Origin of the sequence: Cupriavidus basilensis, assembly GCF_029335485.1 — a bacterium.
Lineage (GTDB): Bacteria > Pseudomonadota > Gammaproteobacteria > Burkholderiales > Burkholderiaceae > Cupriavidus > Cupriavidus basilensis_E.
In genome coordinates, this window is record NZ_JARJLM010000075.1 from 1 (window position 1) to 20,281 (window position 20,281).

Consider the following 20,281-nt stretch of genomic DNA (forward strand, 5'->3'; position numbering starts at 1 on the left):
AGTAACCAAAAGAAAACGATCCTTGCAGGAGGCTGGCGTGTCGGGCTTGGTTGCTTTGCGGATTCGTGGTGGGCGCGTCAGTTCTGCTGGAATCTGCCGGTACCGGCGCCGACCACCACTACACGGCGAATGACGGTGGTCTCGTGGTACGACCCCTGAATGACGAATTCGCTTGCCCATTCGGGCATCTGCCGTTACCAGTTTAGATGACCACGCGATCATGAACAGCACGGGTTTCGTCGTGGGCGCGGTGGCTCCAGCTTGAAGCGAGTACCCCAAATCCGGGGCCACCGCGGGGCCTGTCAGAGATTTTGTGTTTAGGGCATAACATGTCGCCAAGGAGCATGTATGCCACGCAAGACGAAGACCAGCCAAGCCGCAGACCGTGAACTGCCGGCCATTCCCGAAGACCTGATCGCCCATTTCGTTAAGGGCCCCATGACAGCCGAGGCGGTTCAGAACGCCTCGATGGCGTTCAAGAAGGCCTTGATCGAGCGGGCCCTAGGCGCCGAGCTAGGCCATCACCTAGGCTACCAGCCGGGCGCGGAGCGCCCGGCCGGCACGGCCAACCAGCGCAACGGCAAGAGCGCCAAGACCGTCCTGACCGAGGACGGGCCGCTGCGGGTGGACATCCCGCGCGATCGTGACGGCAGCTTCGATCCGATCCTGATTCCCAAGCACGAGCGGCGCTTCACCGGCTTCGACGACAAGATCATCGCCATGTACGCCCGTGGCATGACCGTGCGCGAGATCCAGGCGTTTCTGGCCGAGCAATACGGTACCGAGATCTCGCCCGAGTTCATCAGTTCGGTGACCGATGCGGTCATGGACGAGGTCACCGCCTGGCAGGCCCGCCCGTTGGAGGTGATGTACCCAGTGGTGTTCTTCGACGCGCTGCGGGTCAAGATGCGTGAAGACGGCGTAGTGCGCAACAAGGCCGTCTACCTAGCCTTGGGCGTGCTGCCGGACGGCACACGCGACATCCTGGGCCTGTGGATCGAGACCACCGAAGGCGCCAAGTTCTGGATGAAGGTGTTCAACGACCTGAAGACCCGCGGCACACAGGACATCCTGATTGCCGTCACAGATGGGCTCAGAGGCATGGAGCAGGCCCTGAACGCGGTGTTCCCGAACACGACGCTGCAGACCTGCATCGTCCATCTGATCCGCAACAGCCTGGAGTACGCCAGTTGGAAGGAGCGCCGGGCCGTGGCTGCCGCGCTCAAGCCCGTCTACACCGCACCCAATGTGGAGGCTGCGCTGGCCGAGCTGGCGGCCTTCGAGCAAGGAGAGTGGGGCAAGCGGTACGCACCGATCGCTGCGTCCTGGCGGCGCGCCTGGGACCAAGTGATCCCGTTCTTTATGTTCCCGCCGGCGATCCGCAAGATCATTTACACCACAAACGCCATTGAGAGCATCAATGCGCAACTGCGCAAGATCATCAAGACGCGCGGGCACTTCCCCAGCGACGAGGCGGCAACCAAGCTGCTGTGGCTGGCCCTGCGCAACATCACCGGGAAATGGGGTAGTTCAACGCATGACTGGAAGGCTGCCATGAACCAGTTTGCAATCCTCTACGAAGAGCGCTTCACCCATCCGCATCGTTGAGATAATGCTGGCTCACCGCTCGAATTGGCGGTGAGCCTTTACCTGCCCTGCACACAAAAAAACTGACAGGCCCGGATCTCCCCGCAGTAGGTCCTCGCCATAGAATGGCACGCGTTCCTGTCCTTCCAACAAAAGCGGCATTGCTCGCCTTCCGAGCAACAATCGCTCGACCGCATCGCCAAAACTGAATCCACACAGGTAAACCCCATCGACAATACAGTTGATGGCGAAGATGCGACCCATCTCGTCGGCATAGAATTCTTCGTAGCCCAGCCCGCCTTCGGCAAATCCGACCATCGTGGTTTGCAGTGTCCGCTCCCACGCCATGATCTGCTCGTCCAGCGTTTCAATCGGCTGAAACTTCAGAGCGATTCGGGCACATTCCACGCCGGCACCATCAGAACCTACAGTCAAACCATCGAATTCCCGAAGCATATCTGTGGCCGGATGATGATTGCCGTCTACGACGGCGGATGCGACTCCTGGATGCCATCCGGCCCGAATAAACAGCGGTTCAACTGACGCAGGGAGAGCAATCATCGAGTCATCCTAAATCGGCTTTCTTTCTCAGGGCCCGTACTATTGCACGCCGTCCAGCAAATCGTACAACACTGAGGGACGATCGCTTGAAGATCGCAGACGGTGTTCTGGTAGCCGATATCGGCGCTACTCAGCGTCCTATGGACACAGACCATCGAGGTCGCGCGCGGTTACCCCACCTTGGTGTCGATGGCAAGGCTGGTAAATGACCGTTGCAAAATCGAACAGAATGTCAGGTGCCTCGGCGCTACAGTGGCTATTCCCATGCCTGTTGGCGTTTTAGGAGGTACACGAATGAAGCAACATCTGGCGAAATCCTTGTTGATGGCTGGCGCGATGATCGCGTCCTACCCGTTGTTCGCGCAGCAGGCCCAGCCGATTCAGCCGACCCAGCCGATGCAATCCACTCAACCGATGCAATCCCCCCAGCCAATGCAAGCGATGCCGGCGGCAGCGCCGCCCAGCCAGGGGGCGATGCCCGCCGCGCGCGACCCCTATGCGCAAGACGCCGGCCAACCGATGCCGCAGGGTATGGCGCCTGCACCGGCCAACCCCTCGCTGGCCCGTAGCCCCGATCCGGCGCTAGACCCTGCCAGCATGAGCCTGGCTCCCGATGCGCTGGGGACGCGCATCGGTCAACGCAATCCTTTCCTCGACGGCGCCTGAACGCCGCCAGCGCTGCCATCGGCGCCGACGGACAGCGCTCGGCGACGAACAGCAGCGCGGCACGCCGGTCCGCTTCGAGCGGGCCACGGATCTATCTTGCGCTCGATCCAGTCCACTTTGCCCTTCCTGCCGATATTCCTGTCGCAAGGGATGGGCGAAGTCCCTTCTTGAGGCTTTGCAAAGTGATCCCTATCGACATCGCGTTGACCTCGTAGTCGGCGGTCGGCGGATTGAGCATGATGGAGCACAGCGTAAGCCGGACGGCGTCCCACTCGCGCCAAAGCCGGTATCGGTATTGACCGCAGGTGGAGACGATGGCGCGGGACTCGCCGTCGATGGTCTGCGTGGTCAGGTGCTTCATGCTAGGATTTCCTCCATATGGCTCTCCGACATCCATGCAGGGAGGCGGAAATGGCGATAGTCGAGGAAGACAACCAGGAAACCGAGTTTTGGGAGGCCGTGCGCATAGCGGCGGACGCTCGTTATCAGGCCGAGCAGGCGGCGAAGATGCGGCGGACTATCGGCTGGGCCTTGGGTCTGTCGATTGCGGGCCTGTGCCTGGCGCTCGTAGCTCTCCGACGACATCAGAACACTGTGCGGCTGTTTGGCTTGGGTGACAAGAAGGCTGGTGGCTAGCGACTTTCTGCTCACTCCATGATCCATCCGATACGTTGAGGGGTTGCCATGTCGAGCCATGTCTTCGTCGAAGAAGGGGATTACCACTGCCACTGCACGGTCTGGGAGTCGCAAGCCGGGATCTGGCAAGCATCGGTATTGTTCGAGCGGAAGATCGATCATACGAACGAGTTCATCCCTGGACTGCGGCACAAGATCAAAACTCAATTCGGTAGCAGGGAAGAGGCGATGCGCGAAGCGATTGCCTACGCAAAGGCTTGCGTCCAGAACACGCAGACAGGGCTGTAGCCTCATCTCGCGCGTCACGGTGCAGCAGTCAACCTGGTAGCAGTGGTTTGGTGTCATGTCCGGAGCGAGCGAGTGTCTGGGAGATGCTATGGAAAAGGCCTTCGAAGAACTACCGGCGGACGAGCAGCAGGCCTTCATCTCGGCATGCAGGAAGCATGGCCGGGTCAGCGAAGAATTCACGGTTGTCCTTGACGATGGCGGCCCGCCTGAAGCAGGTGTAAGCCACATTCCCCGTCAGGTGACCGTTGCGGCAAATCTCACGGGTGCCCGCCAGCACTACGCGGCTGAAAGCGGAACGTCCTGGACCGTCGAGTTCGAGCGAGATCTCGAGCGTGGTTTTTTCTGGGAAACCTACGACTAGGTTCACGCTGCCTGTGGCTCCTGCATACGACCTTGGTTGTTGCTGCGCGCGCATGAGACGTACCTCGCGAGCAGTTCGTCGAGCTTCTCCGCCTGGTCTTCGGCGTGTCTTGTTACATCACCTACAAGTGTGGGCACAGCCAACGCGTGCACGAAATCCTGCTTCCATAGTGCCAGACCTGTGGTGTCCAGTAGTCCCTCCAGGCGGCGGATGCTTGCCATCTCCAAACACGGCCGCCGCCGGCATCCAGACCGAGGTTGACCATTGTCTCTTCGGTCTCGTCGATCTCTTCGGCGGCCAAAATAGTCACTGACTGCGCCGCTGTTTGCGCTGCGTCGGCATACGCTGTCGCAGTCCACGCCTAGCTCGGCCGTGTCACCAGGCAGGAACTGCGCTGCGAGGCAGATGCTGTTCGCCGGGGAGGTCACGCGTGCATGTCGCTTCCTGACGAGTGGCATAGCGGCGCTTACCGCGGGTGCGCAGGCGGACGGAGCGCGGGCCCAAGAATTGGATCGAGTCAGCCAGCGAGAAGCTTAGCCACGCGCCGCGGTGATTGAGCTCAAGGCGATCGATCCGCCAGGGCAACGCCATGATCGCCGCTGCATCGATGCCGGCCAGCACCAGCATGGCGCCAGCGGCTTGCGCGGCTGCCTCTGCCTCGGGGTTCCATGTGTCCACCGTCAGCAGCGGGTCGTCCACGGTGATCCTTTGGCAAGGGAAGGGCACGGCGACCGCGTCGGCAGCGCGGCGGTACAGGAAGACGGTGTCGGGATCGCAGGTGAACATGGTGGCTCTTCGCAGGATACTGTATGGATATCCAGTATAGAGCTCGCCCTAAGCGGAACGTTGATAGTTGAGTTAACTGTATGGATATACAGTGTTCCGAACAATTTGAGCGGCAATCGACACGCGCGAGGTTGCCGCTGCTGTTGGATTGAGGGCGTGGGTGGAGATGGGGGGGGGCGACGACGACGAGTATTCCCGCCGTGGGAATATGGTGGGAACATGACGCCACTTTGTGTGGCCACAAATAAAAACAGCGCCTTTGCTAAGGCGCTGTTTCGTAAAGCAAATTCTTGGGGTGGCTGATGGGACTCGAACCCACGACGACAGGAATCACAATCCTGGACTCTACCAACTGAGCTACAGCCACCGTACTGGCTGTTCAACTGAGTGCCGAACAGCGAAGAACAAGATCATACAATACCAAATGGCAGATGGCTAGTACTCTGCACAAAAAATTTCCTTGAGCGGTCCTGCTCGAGTCCAAAGGGCTCTAGATCAATCAAGGCGCTACCCAGATCAGATGCAAACACTTCACGGCGAGTCCCTATATGGAGAGCTTCGTCGATTCCTCCAGTTCGAGCATGCGGCAGATGGCGGCCATGCTGCCGACCATGGTGCGCCGCTGCGCGCCCTGGTAGATGCGTACGCCTTTGGACTGGCGGAACGGCACGGGCTTGACGGGGCGGCGGGCGGAGAGGCGGTTGGCTGGCAGCATGGCTACACCTGGTGGCTTGCAACAACAATTAGCGGTGCCCGCGGAGCGGGCGGCGTTGGCACAATCGGGTGTCGGCGTGACACGGGCTAGCCCGCCTCAGCCGCACGGGTTAGAAGGCGCTGGGGCGGATCAGGCCGACGGCGATGCCTTCCAGGGAAAACTCTTCGCGGCCCGGTTGCACGATGATGCTCGGGAAGTCCGGATTCTCGGCAATCAGCTCGATCGAGTCGCCGCGCCGATTCAGGCGCTTGACGGTGACATCGTCACCCAGCCGCGCTACGACGATCTTGCCGTTCGCGGCTTCGCTGGCCCGCTTGACCGCCAGCAGGTCGCCATCCAGGATGCCGGCGTCGCGCATGCTGAGGCCCCGTACCCGGAGCAGGTAGTCGGGTTGCACTTCGAACACCGAGGCGTCGACCTGATATTGGCGGTCGATGTGCTCGGCAGCGAGGATCGGGCTGCCTGCCGCGACTCGCCCGACCAGAGGCAGAGTCAGCTGCATGACGCCGGCCAACGGCAGTGAAAACTGGTCGGATGCTTCGGAGTCGCTGCGCGAAACCTTGAGCCGGATGCCGCGCGAGGCGCCGGGGGTCAGTTCGATCACCCCTTTGCGGGCCAGGGCCCGCAAATGCTCCTCGGCAGCATTCGGCGAGGAAAAGCCGAACTTGGCGGCGATTTCAGCGCGTGTGGGGGGAAAGCCGGTGTGCTGCAGGGTGCTGCGAATCAGGTCGAAAATCTGCTGCTGTCGCGGTGTCAGGGTCGCCATGGTCGCCGATGATTGAAAGCACTGTATGTTTAAACAGTATGCTGTGATTTTATACAGTATCGAGTGAAGTGCAAGGGGAATTTTGGGAGTTCGCTCATCGACAGGCGTGCGGCCTGTGGGTCGTGGCCGGCGTGCGTGGATGGCGGGGAGTTACAATCCGCGACATCCGAAGTCGCTTTTGCCGCCCTCCATCAACGCTTCAGGCTCTTGAGCCTTTCCATCCATGTCTCTCCTGCCTCGCGTCGTCGTGCTCGCTACCGGCGGTACCATTGCCGGTTCTTCGTCGAATCCCGCCAGCAGTGCGAAGTACCAGGCTGCCACTGTGCCGGTTACGGCGTTGCTCGATGCCGTGCCGGCGTTGGCCGCCGTGGCCCGGATCGAGGCCGAGCAGGTGGCGCAGATTGATAGCAAGGATATGTCGTTCGCGCTGTGGTCCAGGCTGGTCGAGCGCGTTGCGTTCTGGTCCGTGCAGCCCGATGTGGCCGGTATTGTGATTACGCATGGCACCGACACGCTGGAGGAGACCGCGATGCTGCTGCACCTGGCGTGCGTGGGTACGGTCCCCGTGGTGCTGACAGCCGCCATGCGGCCCTCGACTTCATTGTCGGCCGATGGCCCCCTGAACCTGCTGGATGCGGTACGGGTGGCCGGTCATGCGGATGCGGCGGGCAAGGGGGTGTTGCTGGTGATCAACCAGGAGATCCATGCCGGACGCGACGCAGTGAAGGGGCATACGGCAGCGGTGAATGCCTTTGCGTCGCCGCTGGCGGGGCCGGTCGGGTATGTGCAGGATGACCTGGTGCGGTTTGCACGGATCCCGCAAGGATTGCCGGCCCAGGCGCTGCCGCTGCCGTCTGTGTGGCCTCAGGTTGAAATCGTCACCAGCTACGCCGAGCCCGGACGGGTGGTGGTGGATGCCCTGGCGCGGGCTGGCGTGTCAGGCTTGGTGGTGGCGGCCGCCGGCAACGGGTCGATCCATCAGTCGCTGACTGAAGCGCTTGCCGACGCGGCAGCGGCAGGGGTGGCCGTGGTGCGTAGTTCGCGGACCGGGGCAGGGCACGTGGCGATTCCTGCTCTTCCTCGCCCATCATCGGGCATCTTCGTGTCAGCGGGGGATCTCAATCCCTACAAGGCCCGTGTGCTCCTGATGCTGGCGCTGGCCGCAACACCGGCGCTGGCAAGGGATCCGGCCGCGCTGCAGGCGGTATTCGCCGGGAACTAGGGCGCTTGCCAGCTTCGTCAAAAGCACGCTATACTTTAAGGCTATCCAACCTTGCTGCACCGGACTTGGCGCCCGGGCGGCTTATCCAAAAGGAGCGTCAATGCGTCATTACGAAATCGTATTTATCGTCCATCCGGACCAGAGCGAACAAGTTCCGGCCATGATCGAGCGTTACAAGACGCTGGTCACGTCCCAGAGCGGCCAGATCCACCGCGTGGAAGACTGGGGTCGCCGTCAGATGGCCTACATGATCCAGAAGCTGGCCAAGGCTCACTACGTTTGCCTGAACATCGAATGCGGCAAGGAAACCCTGGCTGAACTCGAACACGCGTTCAAGTTCAACGACGCGGTGCTGCGCCACCTCATCGTTCAGACCAAGAAGGCCGAAACCGCACCGTCCCCGATGATGAAGGAAGTGCAGCGCGAAGAAGCCCGCAAGGCCGCGCAACAGACCAGCGAAGTCCAGGCCGCCTAAGTGCGGACTGTTGTGGTTGCCGTGGGCATTGATCGCCGCGGCGGCAAGTGCGGGCATCGGTGCGGGAGAGTGCGTTGAACCAGTTAAGGCTCTGCGCAACCCTCGCGGAACGCGATGCCTTGCGTTACACCCCGGCCGGGGTCCCCGTCGTCAACTGCATCCTGCAGTACGCGGGCGAGACGGTCGAGGCGCAAACGCCCAGGCAGGTGGAGTTCGCCATCGCCGCCATGGGAATCGGTCAGATAGGCCAGCGGCTTGAGCGTACTCCGCTCGGCGCGATGCTCGACTGCGAAGGATTCCTGGCCCGCAAGCACCGCAACAGCAAGGCTCTCGTCTTTCACATCACTGGATGTAAAGCATTCGAAAAGGATTGAATCATGGCATTCGTCAAACGTGACAACAAGAACAAGAAGCGCTTCCAACAGCAAAACCCGCTGTTCAAGCGCAAGCGCTTCTGCCGCTTCACCGTGGCCGGCGTGGAACAGATCGACTACAAGGATCTGGACACCCTGAAGGATTTCATCGGCGACAACGGCAAGATCACGCCGGCCCGCCTGACCGGCACCAAGGCGCACTATCAGCGTCAGCTCGATACGGCTATCAAGCGCGCGCGTTTCCTCGCGCTGATGCCTTACACCGACCTGCACAAGAACTGATCGGCCCTAGGTCCGCTAAGGAGAAAACACGATGCAAATTATCCTGCTTGAGAAAGTCATCAACCTGGGCAACCTGGGTGACATCGTTCGCGTGAAGGACGGCTACGCCCGTAACTTCCTGATCCCGAACAAGAAGGCCCGCCGCGCTACCCAGACCGCCATCAGCGAGTTCGAAGTCAAGCGCGCTGAACTGGAAAAGGCAGCTGCCGAGAAGCTGGCCGCGGCACAAGCCGAAGGCGAGAAGCTGAGCGGCCTGACCGTGCAAATCACCCAGAAGTCGGGTGTGGACGGCCGCCTGTTCGGTTCGGTGACCAACGCCGACATCGCCGAAGCCCTGGCTGGCCAAGGCTTCAAGGTTGAGAAGGCGCAAGTGCGCCTGCCGGTTGGCCCGCTGAAGATCGTCGGTGACCATCCGGTCAGCGTTTCGCTGCACACCGACGTGGTAGTCGATGTGACGGTTTCCGTCCTGGGCGAGCACGTCTAAGCATCGACCTTGCCGCGGTTCCCGCTTACCCTCCGGGTAGGCAGGAACCGGTTGCAAACGTCAGCTTGGCCAAACAAAAAGGCAGGAGCGTATCGCTCCTGCCTTTTTGTTTGGCCGTGACCCTGGTTTCGCCTGGCTTGCCGGCGCCCGGCTTTTCCAGCTTTCCGGCGTCAAGCCGATGCCACGCGCGCTATCTGTGCCGCCTCCGCCCGCACACCGGCTCGCGCCATTGCGACAGGCCGGTTGTCCCGCCGTCACATCGCAGGATGCCCTGACGTGCGGCAGCGAATTCTCCGCCGGCTCGCTGGCGGCGACCGTTATAATCCCTCCCCATGAACGCGCCCGTGGCCGACCCCCAACTAGACAATCTCAAGGTACCGCCGCATTCCATCGAGGCCGAGCAATCGGTGCTGGGTGGCTTGCTGCTGGACAATGCCGCCTGGGATCGTATCGCCGATTTCCTGTCCGAAGCGGATTTCTACCGCTTCGATCACCGGATGATCTTCCAGAGCATCTCCCGGCTGATCGCCGCCACCAAGCCTGCCGACGTCATCACCGTCTACGAGACGCTGCAGGTCGCGGGCAAGGCGGAGGAAGTGGGCGGGCTGGCTTATCTGAACTCGCTGGCGCAAAACACGCCCAGCGCGGCCAATATCCGCCGCTATGCCGAGATCGTGCGCGAGCGCTCGGTGTTGCGCAAGCTGGTCACCGCGGCCGACGATATCGCCAGTGCGGCTTTCGCCCCCAAGGGGCGCGAGGTGCGGGAACTGCTCGACGAAGCGGAATCGAAGGTATTCGCCATTGCCGAGGAGGGCTCGCGCGGGCAGAAGGGTTTCCAGGAAATCCAGCCGCTGCTGACGCAGGTGGTGGAGCGTATCGACGAGCTGTACCACCGGGACGCAAGCACCGATGTGACCGGCGTGCCCACTGGCTTCATCGACCTCGACCGCATGACCAGCGGCATGCAGGCGGGCGACCTGGTCATCGTTGCAGGGCGCCCCTCGATGGGTAAGACCGCGTTCTCGCTGAATATCGGCGAGCACGTGGCGGTGGAGCAGGGCCTGCCCGTGGCCGTGTTCTCGATGGAAATGGCCGGCACGCAGCTGGCCATGCGTATGCTGGGCTCGGTGGGCCGCCTGGACCAGCACCGCCTGCGTACGGGCCGTCTGCTCGATGAGGACTGGCCACGGCTCACGCATGCCATCCAGCGCATGAACGATGCCCAGCTGTTTATCGATGAAACCCCGGCGCTGAGCTCGATGGAGCTTCGGGCGCGTTCGCGGCGCCTGGCTCGCCAGTGCGGCCAGCTTGGCCTGATCATCATCGACTACCTGCAGCTGATGTCGGGTTCGGGCGGCGGGGAGAACCGGGCTACCGAAATTTCGGAAATCTCGCGTTCGCTCAAGGGCCTGGCCAAGGAGCTCAACTGTCCGGTGATTGCGCTGTCCCAGCTGAACCGAAGCCTGGAACAGCGGCCGAACAAGCGCCCGGTGATGTCCGACCTGCGCGAATCCGGCGCTATCGAACAGGATGCCGACGTGATCCTGTTTATTTACCGCGATGAAGTCTATAACCCGGATTCCCAGGACAAAGGCTCGGCGGAAATCATTATCGGCAAGCAGCGTAACGGCCCGATCGGGACCGTGCGCCTGACCTTCCTGGGCCAATTCACCAAGTTCGACAACTACAGCGGCGGCCCGGCGTTCTTCGACAACGACACCTGAAGCCAGCTCCGGCGCGGCTTGCCGGGTAGCCGGGCAGGGCGGCGGGAACAGTTCGTTCACGCCGCGATTCAATCTGCCACGATTTCCCTCCGCATACCTGTAAAATATTGCGTTTTGATGACAGCCGCCTCCGGGCGGCTGTCATGCAATGCGTATCAGCCTGATTCAGCAACAACCAGCGCCGCCCCCGCGCTTCGACAAGGAACATTCCATGTTCGGCCGATTCATGCCCACCGAGGGCAAGTTCTTCGAATACTTCAATCAGCACGCAGATTGCGCGGTGACCGCCGCCCGCGAACTGGAGGTGCTGGTCAACGACCTGCCCAATGCCGAGGCGCATGCGCGCCGCGTACAGGCAACCGAAAAGAAAGCCGACCGCATCACGCACGACACCATCGACCTTCTGCACAAGACGTTCATCACGCCGCTGGACCGCGATGAGATCCACAAGCTCATCACCACCATGGACGACATCCTCGACCTGATGGAAGACGTGGCCGAGACCATTTCGCTGTACGACGTGACCAGCTTGACCGACGAAGCGCGCAAGCTGGCTTCCATCTGCGTGCAGTGCTGCGACCAGGTCAAGATCGCGGTCGGCCTGCTCGAGGACATGAGCAATGCCAGCACCATCCTCAAGACGGCGCAGCAGATCGACCAGCTCGAGTCCGAGGCGGATCGCGTGATGCGCGCGGCCATGTCCAAGCTGTTCCGCGACGAGACCGACGTCAAGCGCCTGATCAAGCTGAAGGCCATCTACGAGCAACTGGAAACCATCACCGACAAGTGCGAGGACGTCGCCAACATCATCGAAGGCATCGTCCTGGAAAACGCCTGAGGCACACATCGGCATGCATACAATACAAATGAGCCTGTGGGTCATAGGCCTGCTGGTGGCGCTAGCCTTGCTGTTCGATTTCATGAACGGCTTTCACGACGCCGCCAATTCGATTGCCACGGTGGTGTCGACAGGCGTGCTCAAGCCGCATCACGCGGTGGCCATGGCCGCCATGTGCAATGTGGTGGCCATCTTTATCTTCCACCTGAAGGTGGCCGCCACGGTGGGCACCGGCACGATCGACGTCAATATCGTCGATCACCACGTCATCTTCGGCGCGCTGGTCGGCGCCATCGCCTGGAACCTGATCACCTGGTACTACGGCATTCCGTCGTCGTCGTCGCATGCGCTGATCGGCGGCCTGGTCGGCGCCGCGGTGGCCAAGGGCGGTACCAGCGCACTGGTGGGTGGCGGCCTGGCCAAGACCGTGGCCTTCATCGTGATTTCGCCGTTGCTGGGCTTCCTGCTCGGATCGTTGATGATGGTGATCGTGGGCTGGACCTTCTTTCGCACGCCGCCGTCGCGGGTGGACCGCTGGTTCCGCCGGCTGCAGCTGATCTCGGCCTCGCTCTACAGCCTGGGCCACGGCGGCAACGATGCGCAGAAGACCATCGGCATCATCTGGATGTTGCTGATTGCCAGCGGGCATGTGGCGCAGGGCGGCGCGGAGCCACCGGTCTGGGTCATCGTATGCTGCTATGTGGCGATCGGCATGGGCACCATGTTCGGCGGCTGGCGCATCGTGCGGACCATGGGCCAGAAGATCACCAAGCTCAAGCCGGTAGGTGGCTTCTGCGCGGAGACCGGCGGCGCCATCACGCTGTTTATCGCGTCGGCGCTCGGCGTGCCGGTGTCGACCACCCACACCATCACCGGCGCCATCGTCGGCGTGGGGTCGGTGCAGAGGGCCTCGGCGGTGCGCTGGGGCGTGGCCGGCAATATCGTCTGGGCGTGGGTGCTGACCATTCCTGCGTCCGCCTTCATGGCGGCCGTCGCATGGTGGATCGGTCTGCACGTGCTTTGATGCCGCTTATCCGGGCCTGCCTGTCATCAGGCCCGGCAATGAAATAGAAAGGCCAGCCGCACGGCTGGCCTTTCTATTTGCGCCCCCGATACCGCTCGGGGGGCCGCCTGCGCGGCTAACGGTTGGCGAATGCGGCAATCGGATCGTCGTCCACCGGTGCCTGCGGGGCGACAGGGGCGGGCGCCGGCGACGAGGGGAAGACCGGCGGCTGGCTGACGCCCGTTGCCACGCGGCGTGCGCCGTTATAGCGCGAGGCCCAGTAGGACTTGCTCATGTCTTCCAGCCGCACCGTGCCACCGGTGGAGGGCGCGTGCACAAAGCGATTCTGTCCGACATAGATGCCGACATGCGAATTGGCGCGGCCGGTGGTGTTGAAGAAGACCAGGTCGCCCGAAGCCACCTGGCTGCGCTCCAGGGAAACGCCGCGCTCTCCCATGGCTTCGGTGGTGCGCGGCAGGTTGACGTTGGCCGCGCGCAGTACGACGTAGCGTACCAGGCCGCTGCAGTCGAAGCCGGAGTCGGGCGTGTTGCCGCCATAACGATAGGGCGTGCCGACCAGCGACATGGCCTGGATGGAGACCTCTTCCAGGCCGTTGCTGGGATCGGCCATCGGCGTACCCGCTGGCCGCGATTGGGCTCCATAGCGTGGTGCGGGCGGGGTAGAGGCGCAGGCGGCGAGCAGCAGCGCAGCCGTGCAGAGCATGGGCAGGCGGGCACGGTGGAAGGCATTGGCCGGGGTCGGCGCGGGGCTTCCGGAATGGGCTATCTGTCTCTGTGGCATCCTTCTCGATCCATTCCCGGTCAGGTGCCGCGGCAGCAGAAGGGCGGCTGGTGGAACCGCCGCCCCTGGGGGACTTACCAACGCAATTGCGCGTTGTATGTGCCCGTACTCACCGTGATCGACTTGACCTGACCCTTATAAGTCGCTTCTATATTGTAGCTGCCTTGCGGGGCCTTGATCAGGCACTTGGGGCCGCCGGCCTTGAAACTGGCGACTTCGTGGCCTTCGCGCGTCATTCGTACCGAGACATCGGCCAGGTATTCGCCGCGTTCGCCCTGGATGAACAGCACGCCCATGTTGAAGTTCTTTTGCTGTGCTGCCAGTTGCTGCTGTTCATCGGCGGCGATGCCGCCGCAGACATAGCTGATCGGGCCCATGGTGCGGATCACCATCTCGTCGGCGGCAAGCGCCGGGCCCGAGAGCATGGAGAGCGCGGCAATGGCGACGCTGCCGGCCAGTGCCATGCGCAGTGGTCTGCAAGTCCTGGCGCGAGCCAGGCAGTGGTGCAGGTAGGTGTCCATCAATGCCTCCATCGATCCAACGAGCCGGACAAGCAAAAAAACGCCCGCCAGGCGCCGGCGAGGTGCCGACCTGACGGGCGCTCCGGATACCTTGATGCTAGGTCACGCCGGCAGGCAAGTCTGCCGGTCGTGGTCCTACATCGGCTTTGGCGGGTGCCAGAGGCACCGGCGGTTCCGGTTGGTGCAGCGTCTAAAGGACATCGGCAGCATGGTCGGCCAGGCGCGAACGTTCGCCGCGCGCCAGCGTGACATGGCCGCTGTGGCTCCAGCCCTTGAACCGGTCGACCACGTAAGTGAGGCCGGACGATCCTTCGGTCAGGTAAGGCGTGTCGATCTGCGCGATATTGCCCAGGCAAATGATCTTGGTGCCGGGGCCGGCGCGCGTCACCAGCGTCTTCATCTGTTTCGGCGTCAGGTTCTGCGCCTCGTCGATGATGACGAACTTGTTGACGAAGGTGCGTCCGCGCATGAAGTTCATGCTCTTGACCTTGATGCGCGAGCGGATCAGTTCCTGGGTGGCGGCGCGGCCCCATTCGCCGGCGCTGTCGTCGCTCTTCTGCAGGACCTCCAGGTTGTCGTCGAAGGCGCCCATCCAGGGCTGCATCTTTTCTTCCTCGGTACCTGGGAGGAAGCCGATATCCTCGCCGACCGGCACCGTGGCGCGGGTGACGATGATCTCGTTGTACAGCTTCTGGTCGAGTACCTGCTCCAGGCCGGCGGCCAGTGCCAGCAGCGTCTTGCCGGTACCGGCCTGGCCCAGCAGCGTGACGAAGTCGACCTCCGGATGCATCAGCAGGTTGAGCGCGAAGTTCTGCTCGCGGTTGCGGGCGGTCACGCTCCACACATTGTTCTTGTGGTGCGTGTAGTCCTTCAGCGTTTGCAGCAACGCGGTCTTGCCGTTGATTTCCTTGACCTGGGCATACAGCGGCAGGCTGCCGTCGCTGGGCTCCAGGTAGACGAACTGGTTGACCAGGAAGGATGGCACCAGCGGACCGGTCAGACGATAGAACATCGCGCCGGACTTGGGGTCCTGCCAGCTCTCCACCCCCTTGCCGTGCTTGGCCCAGAAGTCATTGGGCAGGATCATCACGCCCGAGTAGAGCAGGTCCTTGTCCTCGAGGACCTGGTCATTGAAGTAGTCCTCGGCGGGCAGGCCCAGGGCGCGCGCCTTGATGCGCATATTGATGTCTTTCGACACCAGCACGACCTGGCGCTCCGGGAACTGTTGCTGCAAGGCGCTGACCACACCCAGGATCTGGTTGTCGGCCTTGCCCTGGGGCAGGCCGTCGGGCAGCTTGATCTCGTTGAGCTTGGTCTGCAGGAACAGCTTGCCCTGCGCATCGCGGTTGCCCAGCTTGGCCAGCGGCATGCCTTCGTCGAGCACGCCGTCGGTCCCGCCCACCAGCGCATCCAGGGTGCGGCTGACGGTGCGCGCGTTGCGGGCGACTTCGCTCATGCCCTTCTTGTGGTTGTCCAGCTCCTCGAGCGTCATCATCGGCAGATAGACGTCGTGCTCTTCGAAGCGGAACAGCGAGGTCGGGTCATGCATCAGCACATTGGTGTCCAGCACGAACAGCTTGGCAGGACCGCTGTGTTTCTGCATGCGGCGATTGGTGGTGCCAGCGGCCGGCTTGGCGGCGGCCGGCGGTACGGACTTCAGCGGCGGTACGGACTTCAGTGCGGACGGGGGCGCATCCTTGGTGCGCGCTCGCGTCGAACCGCCGGCGCGGGCCACCACGGCCGGCGCGTCTTCCATTGTGCTAGTTCCGGTTTCCAGCAGGGCCACACGCTCCAGCGCCGGCACGGGTTTTTTACCCTGCGACGCTGATTTGGCCTTGGTCAGCTTGGTCGCCGGGGCGAATTCGCTCGGGTCAAGCAATTGGGCAGGCTTGGCGGGCATGGTCGGCAGCGGCATGCTTGGCTTTCCTTTCAGGGGGGGAAGACGGCAGGAAAACGGCGCAGGACACGGGCGCGGCCGCACTGCGCCGCTACATTGCCGATCGTGTCCTGTGCGTACAAACAAAAAAGCCGCCAGACCTGTGGAGCAGGTTTGACGGCTTTCTTGCGGACCGGAGACACGGCAGGTCCGCTACCGGCCCGTGGCAGGAGGCGCCTGGGCCGGGACGATGAAGCAGCGTGGCATCCGGAATCTGAACTCATTAAAGGCCAATGTATCCGAACGATTTCCGTTTGGCAATCGCTGGCCGGGCAGGTCCGCAAAGTTGTTGTTGCGGCGCATTAACACCGCTGCCCGAATCCTCCGGATCAGAGGGCGCGCACGATCTGCAACACCTCGTCGACGTGGTTGGGTACCTTGATGCCACGCATGGCGTGGCGCAGGATGCCCTTGCCGTCGACGATGAAGGTGCTGCGCTCGATGCCGCGCACTTCCTTGCCATACATTTTTTTCATCTTGATGACATCGAACAGGCCGCAGACGGCTTCGTCGCCATCGGAGATCAGCTCGAACGGCAATTCCAGCTTGGCCTTGAAGTTCTCGTGCGATTTCAGGCTGTCGCGGGAGATGCCGAAGACCACCGCGCCGGCCTTGACGAAATCGTCGTGCTGGTCACGGAAGTTCATCGCCTCGGTGGTGCAGCCCGGGGTGTTGTCCTTGGGATAGAAGTACAGGACCACGGTCTTGCCACGCTGGTCGGCAACGCTGAAGGTGCTGCCGGTGGCGGGCGCGCTGAAGTCGGGTATGGCCTTGCTGAGACTGACAGTCATTCTTATGGCTCCTGGGAGGGGCAGGAAGGGAGGCGGCGGCGTGAGTGCTGCCACCATGGTGGCGGCAGATGGGGGCGGCCCGCCAAACTTCAAGCGTGGCGCAGGCTTAACTTGCGGCGGCGGCCCCGCACGCGGGGAGGGGCCTCAGGTCTGGTCTTCGAGCAGGAGGATGGCCGCCACCTTGCGGCCTTCCGCCATCAGGATATTGTAGGTGCGGCAGGCAGCCTGCAGGTCCATGGCGTCCACGCCCACATGCCGCCGCGACAGGGCGGCGGTCAGGCGCGGATGGGGGAAGCGCAGGCGGCTGCCGGTGCCAAGCAGCACGACTTCCGGGGCGTGCTCCAGCAGACCCTCGAAATGGGCCGGCTCCAGGTCTTCGAAGCGCCGCACCGGCCAGGGCCGGACGTCGCCCTCGGGCATGACCAGCACGGAATCCGTGTAGCGCACCATATTGATTTCGATATAACCCGGGCCGTAGGAGGTCACCGTATTGAGGGCATTGGGCTGGTCAGCGTGGAGTTTCAAGGGCGAACCTTATCTGGCGCTGCCCGTGGGCGGGCGCGCGGCGACGCGGCCGGGCCGCACAGGGCGGGTTGATAGCATTTCGGGGCAGGCCGGCCGGGTGGCCTTGCCGCAGCCCCGGTGTACCGGTGCTGTACGCTGCAATGCAAGAATCCCTGCCGAAGTCTGTCATAATCCGATAAATTATAGCTTTTGCCTCCCTGCCTGCCACGTTTTGCGTTGCATCGCAGCGGATGCGCACACCGGGCCGCTCCTTTCCACCCAGATTCCCTAGATAGCTGCCGCCAGACGGCGGCGCTTGCCTCCTGCCGACATCGCCGTGAAACCGATCCAGAAATCCAACAAGCTCAACAATGTTTGCTATGACATCCGCGGCCCGGTGCTGGAAAAGGCCAAGCAGATGGAAGAGGAAGGCCACAAGATCATCAAGCTGAACATCGGCAACCTGGCGGTGTTCGGCTTCGACGCGCCGGAAGAGATCCAGCAGGACATGATGCGCAACCTGCCCAACTCGGCGGGCTACTCGGACTCCAAGGGCATCTTCGCCGCGCGCAAGGCGATCATGCACTATACGCAGCAGAAGAACATCGAGGGCGTGGGCCTGGACGACATCTACGTCGGCAACGGCGCCTCCGAGCTGATCGTGATGTCGATGAACGCGCTGCTCAACAGTGGCGACGAAGTGCTGGTGCCGGCGCCGGACTACCCGCTGTGGACCGCCGCGGTGAGCCTGTCGGGCGGGACTCCGGTGCACTATGTGTGCGACGAGGCCAACGAGTGGATGCCCGACCTGGACGATATCCGCGCCAAGATCACGCCGAATACCAAGGCCATCGTCGTCATCAACCCGAACAATCCCACCGGGGCGCTGTATTCCGACGAACTGCTCAAGTCCATCGTGGCGATCGCCCGCGAGCATGGCCTGATCATCTTCGCTGACGAGATCTACGACAAGGTGCTGTACGACGGCCATACCCACACCTCGATCGCTTCGCTGTCCACCGATGTGCTGACCGTGACCTTCAACGGCCTGTCCAAGAACTACCGCTCGTGCGGCTACCGCGCCGGCTGGATGGTGGTGTCGGGCGACAAGCGGCCCGCGCTGGACTATATCGAGGGGCTGAACATGCTGTCCTCGATGCGCCTGTGCGCCAACGTGCCCGCCCAGTGGGCCATCCAGACCGCGCTGGGCGGCTACCAGAGCATCAACGACCTGGTCAACGAAGGCGGGCGCCTGCGCCGCCAGCGCGATCTAGCCCATGAACTGATCACGCAGATCCCGGGTGTCACCTGCGTGAAGCCCAAGGCCGCGCTTTACCTGTTTCCCAAGCTCGACCTGTCGATGTACCCGATCCAGGACGACCAGGAGTTCATCTATGAACTGCTGCAGGAGTCCAAGGTGCTGCTGGTGCAGGGCACCGGCTTCAACTGGGGCAAGCCCGACCACTTCCGTATCGTATTCCTGCCGCACGAGGAAGACCTGCGCGAGGCCATTGGCCGCGTCGGCCGTTTCCTCGAGGCATACCGCAAACGCCACGGCCTCGCGGCCTGAGCAGGTACGCTTGCGGCGCAATCCATTTTTCAGCAACTCAGAGTCAGATCGTCCATGAATCCCATCAAAGTAGGCCTGCTTGGCATCGGTACCGTCGGTAGCGGCACGTTCAACGTGCTGCAACGCAACCAGGAAGAAATCCGCCGCCGCGCCGGGCGCGGCATCGAGATTGCCATGGTGGCCGACCTCAACACCGAGCGCGCCCGCGAGCTGACCGGTGGGCAGGTCGAGGTGGTGGCGGATGCCAACGAAGTGGTCACCCGTCCCGAGATCGATATCGTGATCGAGCTGATCGGCGGCTACGGCATTGCCCGCGAACTGGTGCTCAAGGCGATCGAGAACGGCAAGCATGTGGTCACCGCCAACAAGGCGCTGCTGGCCGTGCATGGCAACGAGATCTTCGAGGCCGCGCGCAAGAAGGGCGTGATCGTCGCCTTCGAGGCTGCCGTGGCCGGCGGCATCCCCATCATCAAGGCGCTGCGCGAAGGCCTGACCGCCAACCGCATCGAATGGATCGCCGGCATCATCAATGGCACCACCAACTTCATCCTGTCGGAGATGCGCGACAAGGGCCTGGACTTCGGCACCGTGCTGAAGGAAGCGCAGGCACTGGGCTATGCCGAGGCCGACCCGACCTTCGACATCGAAGGCATCGACGCTGCCCACAAGGTCACGCTGATGAGCTCGATCGCCTTCGGCATGCCGGTGCAGTTCGACAAGGCCTATGTGGAAGGCATCACCAAGCTGTCGGCCGAGGATATCCGCTATGCCGAAGAGCTGGGCTACCGCATCAAGCTGCTGGGCCTGACGCGCCGCCGCGCGGACGGCATCGAACTGCGCGTGCACCCGACGCTGGTGCCGGCCAAGCGCCTGATCGCCAATGTGGAAGGCGCCATGAACGCCGTGCTGGTACAGGGCGACGCCGTTGGCGCCACGCTGTACTACGGCAAGGGCGCGGGCGCCGAGCCGACCGCTTCGGCCGTCATCGCCGACCTGGTCGATGTGACCCGCCTGCACACTGCCGACCCCGAGCATCGCGTACCGCACCTGGCCTTCCAGCCGGACGAACTGTCCAGCGTGCCGGTGCTGCCGATCGAGGAAGTCACCAGCTCGTACTACCTGCGCATGCGCGTGGCGGACGAGGCCGGCGTGCTGGCCGACATCACCCGTATCCTGGCCGATGCCGGCATCTCCATCGACGCCATGCTGCAGAAGGAATCGCGCGAAGGCGAGCCGCAGACCGACATCATCATGCTCTCGCATATCACGCGCGAGAAGCAGATCAATGCCGCCATCGCCAAGATCGAGGCGCTGCCGACCGTGCTGTCGGCGGTTACCCGCCTGCGCATGGAAGAACTGAACTGAGCGCCGGCCCGGCGAGAGACACAC

Annotated in this window: 25 protein-coding genes and 1 tRNA gene; 15 read left to right on the plus strand and 11 right to left on the minus strand. The window is 62.8% G+C overall.

The features are described from left to right. The first annotated feature begins 348 nt into the window (after positions 1-348). Positions 349-1,608: an IS256 family transposase gene (locus P3W85_RS04295; RefSeq protein WP_276263856.1), complete on the plus strand. Its 1,260-nt coding sequence runs from the start codon at positions 349-351 to the stop codon at positions 1,606-1,608. Between the two features lie 12 nt (positions 1,609-1,620). Here P3W85_RS04295 and P3W85_RS04300 read toward each other — a convergent pair whose 3' ends face one another. Then, a complete protein-coding gene (locus P3W85_RS04300) occupies positions 1,621-2,148 on the minus strand; it encodes an SUKH-3 domain-containing protein (RefSeq protein ID WP_276263857.1) in 528 nt (175 codons plus the stop codon). A gap of 294 nt (positions 2,149-2,442) precedes the next feature. Here P3W85_RS04300 and P3W85_RS04305 point away from each other — a divergent pair, with 294 nt between their 5' ends. Further along, the gene (locus tag P3W85_RS04305; protein WP_017228968.1) at positions 2,443-2,814 is read left to right on the plus strand and encodes a hypothetical protein; all 372 of its coding nucleotides are present in this window, start codon (positions 2,443-2,445) and stop codon (positions 2,812-2,814) included. Between the two features lie 91 nt (positions 2,815-2,905). On the opposite strand, the gene P3W85_RS04310 is transcribed toward P3W85_RS04305, so the two are convergent. Continuing rightward, the gene (locus P3W85_RS04310; RefSeq protein ID WP_276263858.1) at positions 2,906-3,175 is read right to left on the minus strand and encodes a DUF1643 domain-containing protein; all 270 of its coding nucleotides are present in this window, start codon (positions 3,173-3,175) and stop codon (positions 2,906-2,908) included. Positions 3,176-3,225: 50 nt separating this feature from the next. Here P3W85_RS04310 and P3W85_RS04315 point away from each other — a divergent pair, with 50 nt between their 5' ends. The 3 genes from P3W85_RS04315 to P3W85_RS04325 all read left to right on the plus strand — a co-directional run bounded on the left by P3W85_RS04315 (position 3,226) and on the right by P3W85_RS04325 (position 4,099). Further along, positions 3,226-3,450, plus strand: a complete 225-nt coding sequence (locus P3W85_RS04315) for a hypothetical protein (RefSeq protein ID WP_051078546.1) — start codon at positions 3,226-3,228, stop codon at positions 3,448-3,450. A 48-nt stretch (positions 3,451-3,498) separates the two neighbouring features. Further along, positions 3,499-3,738 carry a hypothetical protein gene (locus P3W85_RS04320; RefSeq protein WP_017228965.1) on the plus strand — a complete coding sequence of 80 codons (240 nt, stop codon included), beginning with the start codon at positions 3,499-3,501 and terminating at the stop codon, positions 3,736-3,738. 88 nt (positions 3,739-3,826) lie between these two features. Beyond that, entirely contained in the window at positions 3,827-4,099 is a 273-nt protein-coding gene (locus P3W85_RS04325) for a hypothetical protein (protein WP_276263859.1), read from the plus strand. Positions 4,100-4,474: 375 nt separating this feature from the next. Here P3W85_RS04325 and P3W85_RS04330 read toward each other — a convergent pair whose 3' ends face one another. The 4 genes from P3W85_RS04330 to lexA form a co-directional block, all read right to left on the minus strand. Then, positions 4,475-4,885: a hypothetical protein gene (locus P3W85_RS04330; protein ID WP_017228963.1), complete on the minus strand. Its 411-nt coding sequence runs from the start codon at positions 4,883-4,885 to the stop codon at positions 4,475-4,477. Between the two features lie 291 nt (positions 4,886-5,176). Next, positions 5,177-5,252 (minus strand) — tRNA-His (locus P3W85_RS04335). A 177-nt stretch (positions 5,253-5,429) separates the two neighbouring features. After that, complete coding sequence (locus P3W85_RS04340) at positions 5,430-5,600, minus strand: hypothetical protein (RefSeq protein WP_276263860.1); 171 nt, start codon at positions 5,598-5,600, stop codon at positions 5,430-5,432. A 109-nt stretch (positions 5,601-5,709) separates the two neighbouring features. Beyond that, on the minus strand, positions 5,710-6,366 hold the full coding sequence (gene lexA / locus P3W85_RS04345; RefSeq protein WP_276263861.1) for a transcriptional repressor LexA: 657 nt from the start codon (positions 6,364-6,366) through the stop codon (positions 5,710-5,712). Between the two features lie 223 nt (positions 6,367-6,589). Here lexA and P3W85_RS04350 point away from each other — a divergent pair, with 223 nt between their 5' ends. From P3W85_RS04350 to P3W85_RS04385, 8 genes are all read left to right on the plus strand, one after another. Continuing rightward, positions 6,590-7,588 carry an asparaginase gene (locus P3W85_RS04350; protein ID WP_276263862.1) on the plus strand — a complete coding sequence of 333 codons (999 nt, stop codon included), beginning with the start codon at positions 6,590-6,592 and terminating at the stop codon, positions 7,586-7,588. 100 nt (positions 7,589-7,688) lie between these two features. Further along, positions 7,689-8,063, plus strand: a complete 375-nt coding sequence (gene rpsF / locus P3W85_RS04355) for a 30S ribosomal protein S6 (protein WP_017228960.1) — start codon at positions 7,689-7,691, stop codon at positions 8,061-8,063. Between the two features lie 74 nt (positions 8,064-8,137). Beyond that, a complete protein-coding gene (gene priB / locus P3W85_RS04360; RefSeq protein ID WP_017228959.1) occupies positions 8,138-8,437 on the plus strand; it encodes a primosomal replication protein N in 300 nt (99 codons plus the stop codon). 3 nt (positions 8,438-8,440) lie between these two features. Next, on the plus strand, positions 8,441-8,719 hold the full coding sequence (gene rpsR, locus P3W85_RS04365) for a 30S ribosomal protein S18 (RefSeq protein ID WP_006163606.1): 279 nt from the start codon (positions 8,441-8,443) through the stop codon (positions 8,717-8,719). A 31-nt stretch (positions 8,720-8,750) separates the two neighbouring features. After that, entirely contained in the window at positions 8,751-9,203 is a 453-nt protein-coding gene (rplI, locus tag P3W85_RS04370; RefSeq protein WP_017228958.1) for a 50S ribosomal protein L9, read from the plus strand. Positions 9,204-9,535: 332 nt separating this feature from the next. Beyond that, positions 9,536-10,927: a replicative DNA helicase gene (locus P3W85_RS04375; RefSeq protein WP_017228957.1), complete on the plus strand. Its 1,392-nt coding sequence runs from the start codon at positions 9,536-9,538 to the stop codon at positions 10,925-10,927. A gap of 211 nt (positions 10,928-11,138) precedes the next feature. Beyond that, on the plus strand, positions 11,139-11,765 hold the full coding sequence (locus P3W85_RS04380; RefSeq protein WP_035814606.1) for a DUF47 domain-containing protein: 627 nt from the start codon (positions 11,139-11,141) through the stop codon (positions 11,763-11,765). A 13-nt stretch (positions 11,766-11,778) separates the two neighbouring features. Beyond that, positions 11,779-12,789, plus strand: coding sequence for an inorganic phosphate transporter (locus P3W85_RS04385; protein ID WP_035814598.1), 1,011 nt, complete (start codon positions 11,779-11,781; stop codon positions 12,787-12,789). A gap of 115 nt (positions 12,790-12,904) precedes the next feature. Here P3W85_RS04385 and P3W85_RS04390 read toward each other — a convergent pair whose 3' ends face one another. The 5 genes from P3W85_RS04390 to P3W85_RS04410 all read right to left on the minus strand — a co-directional run bounded on the left by P3W85_RS04390 (position 12,905) and on the right by P3W85_RS04410 (position 17,343). Continuing rightward, positions 12,905-13,570 (minus strand): C40 family peptidase, encoded by a 666-nt coding sequence (locus tag P3W85_RS04390; protein WP_430869493.1) that lies wholly within the window; start codon positions 13,568-13,570, stop codon positions 12,905-12,907. Between the two features lie 74 nt (positions 13,571-13,644). Further along, on the minus strand, positions 13,645-14,034 hold the full coding sequence (locus P3W85_RS04395; protein ID WP_430869495.1) for a hypothetical protein: 390 nt from the start codon (positions 14,032-14,034) through the stop codon (positions 13,645-13,647). Positions 14,035-14,281: 247 nt separating this feature from the next. Next, positions 14,282-16,006 (minus strand): PhoH family protein, encoded by a 1,725-nt coding sequence (locus P3W85_RS04400; protein WP_017228952.1) that lies wholly within the window; start codon positions 16,004-16,006, stop codon positions 14,282-14,284. Between the two features lie 350 nt (positions 16,007-16,356). Then, the gene (locus P3W85_RS04405; protein ID WP_276263863.1) at positions 16,357-16,818 is read right to left on the minus strand and encodes a peroxiredoxin; all 462 of its coding nucleotides are present in this window, start codon (positions 16,816-16,818) and stop codon (positions 16,357-16,359) included. A gap of 144 nt (positions 16,819-16,962) precedes the next feature. After that, positions 16,963-17,343, minus strand: a complete 381-nt coding sequence (locus P3W85_RS04410) for an Mth938-like domain-containing protein (RefSeq protein WP_035814594.1) — start codon at positions 17,341-17,343, stop codon at positions 16,963-16,965. Between the two features lie 316 nt (positions 17,344-17,659). Here P3W85_RS04410 and P3W85_RS04415 point away from each other — a divergent pair, with 316 nt between their 5' ends. Then, positions 17,660-18,892, plus strand: coding sequence for a pyridoxal phosphate-dependent aminotransferase (locus tag P3W85_RS04415; protein ID WP_035814592.1), 1,233 nt, complete (start codon positions 17,660-17,662; stop codon positions 18,890-18,892). Between the two features lie 54 nt (positions 18,893-18,946). Beyond that, positions 18,947-20,257, plus strand: coding sequence for a homoserine dehydrogenase (locus P3W85_RS04420; RefSeq protein ID WP_017228948.1), 1,311 nt, complete (start codon positions 18,947-18,949; stop codon positions 20,255-20,257). The last annotated feature ends 24 nt before the right edge of the window (positions 20,258-20,281 follow it).

What these genes read in the sequence shown, in the direction of transcription:
- P3W85_RS04295 (WP_276263856.1), top strand. Translation starts at nt 349, where the DNA reads ATGCCACGCAAGACGAAGACCAGCCAAGCCGCAGACCGTGAACTGCCG.
- P3W85_RS04300 (WP_276263857.1), bottom strand. Translation starts at nt 2,148, where the DNA reads ATGATTGCTCTCCCTGCGTCAGTTGAACCGCTGTTTATTCGGGCCGGA.
- P3W85_RS04305 (WP_017228968.1), top strand. Translation starts at nt 2,443, where the DNA reads ATGAAGCAACATCTGGCGAAATCCTTGTTGATGGCTGGCGCGATGATC.
- P3W85_RS04310 (WP_276263858.1), bottom strand. Translation starts at nt 3,175, where the DNA reads ATGAAGCACCTGACCACGCAGACCATCGACGGCGAGTCCCGCGCCATC.
- P3W85_RS04315 (WP_051078546.1), top strand. Translation starts at nt 3,226, where the DNA reads ATGGCGATAGTCGAGGAAGACAACCAGGAAACCGAGTTTTGGGAGGCC.
- P3W85_RS04320 (WP_017228965.1), top strand. Translation starts at nt 3,499, where the DNA reads ATGTCGAGCCATGTCTTCGTCGAAGAAGGGGATTACCACTGCCACTGC.
- P3W85_RS04325 (WP_276263859.1), top strand. Translation starts at nt 3,827, where the DNA reads ATGGAAAAGGCCTTCGAAGAACTACCGGCGGACGAGCAGCAGGCCTTC.
- P3W85_RS04330 (WP_017228963.1), bottom strand. Translation starts at nt 4,885, where the DNA reads ATGTTCACCTGCGATCCCGACACCGTCTTCCTGTACCGCCGCGCTGCC.
- P3W85_RS04340 (WP_276263860.1), bottom strand. Translation starts at nt 5,600, where the DNA reads ATGCTGCCAGCCAACCGCCTCTCCGCCCGCCGCCCCGTCAAGCCCGTG.
- lexA (WP_276263861.1), bottom strand. Translation starts at nt 6,366, where the DNA reads ATGGCGACCCTGACACCGCGACAGCAGCAGATTTTCGACCTGATTCGC.
- P3W85_RS04350 (WP_276263862.1), top strand. Translation starts at nt 6,590, where the DNA reads ATGTCTCTCCTGCCTCGCGTCGTCGTGCTCGCTACCGGCGGTACCATT.
- rpsF (WP_017228960.1), top strand. Translation starts at nt 7,689, where the DNA reads ATGCGTCATTACGAAATCGTATTTATCGTCCATCCGGACCAGAGCGAA.
- rpsR (WP_006163606.1), top strand. Translation starts at nt 8,441, where the DNA reads ATGGCATTCGTCAAACGTGACAACAAGAACAAGAAGCGCTTCCAACAG.
- rplI (WP_017228958.1), top strand. Translation starts at nt 8,751, where the DNA reads ATGCAAATTATCCTGCTTGAGAAAGTCATCAACCTGGGCAACCTGGGT.
- P3W85_RS04375 (WP_017228957.1), top strand. Translation starts at nt 9,536, where the DNA reads ATGAACGCGCCCGTGGCCGACCCCCAACTAGACAATCTCAAGGTACCG.
- P3W85_RS04380 (WP_035814606.1), top strand. Translation starts at nt 11,139, where the DNA reads ATGTTCGGCCGATTCATGCCCACCGAGGGCAAGTTCTTCGAATACTTC.
- P3W85_RS04385 (WP_035814598.1), top strand. Translation starts at nt 11,779, where the DNA reads ATGCATACAATACAAATGAGCCTGTGGGTCATAGGCCTGCTGGTGGCG.
- P3W85_RS04390 (WP_430869493.1), bottom strand. Translation starts at nt 13,570, where the DNA reads ATGCCACAGAGACAGATAGCCCATTCCGGAAGCCCCGCGCCGACCCCG.
- P3W85_RS04395 (WP_430869495.1), bottom strand. Translation starts at nt 14,034, where the DNA reads ATGGCACTGGCCGGCAGCGTCGCCATTGCCGCGCTCTCCATGCTCTCG.
- P3W85_RS04400 (WP_017228952.1), bottom strand. Translation starts at nt 16,006, where the DNA reads ATGCCGCTGCCGACCATGCCCGCCAAGCCTGCCCAATTGCTTGACCCG.
- P3W85_RS04405 (WP_276263863.1), bottom strand. Translation starts at nt 16,818, where the DNA reads ATGACTGTCAGTCTCAGCAAGGCCATACCCGACTTCAGCGCGCCCGCC.
- P3W85_RS04420 (WP_017228948.1), top strand. Translation starts at nt 18,947, where the DNA reads ATGAATCCCATCAAAGTAGGCCTGCTTGGCATCGGTACCGTCGGTAGC.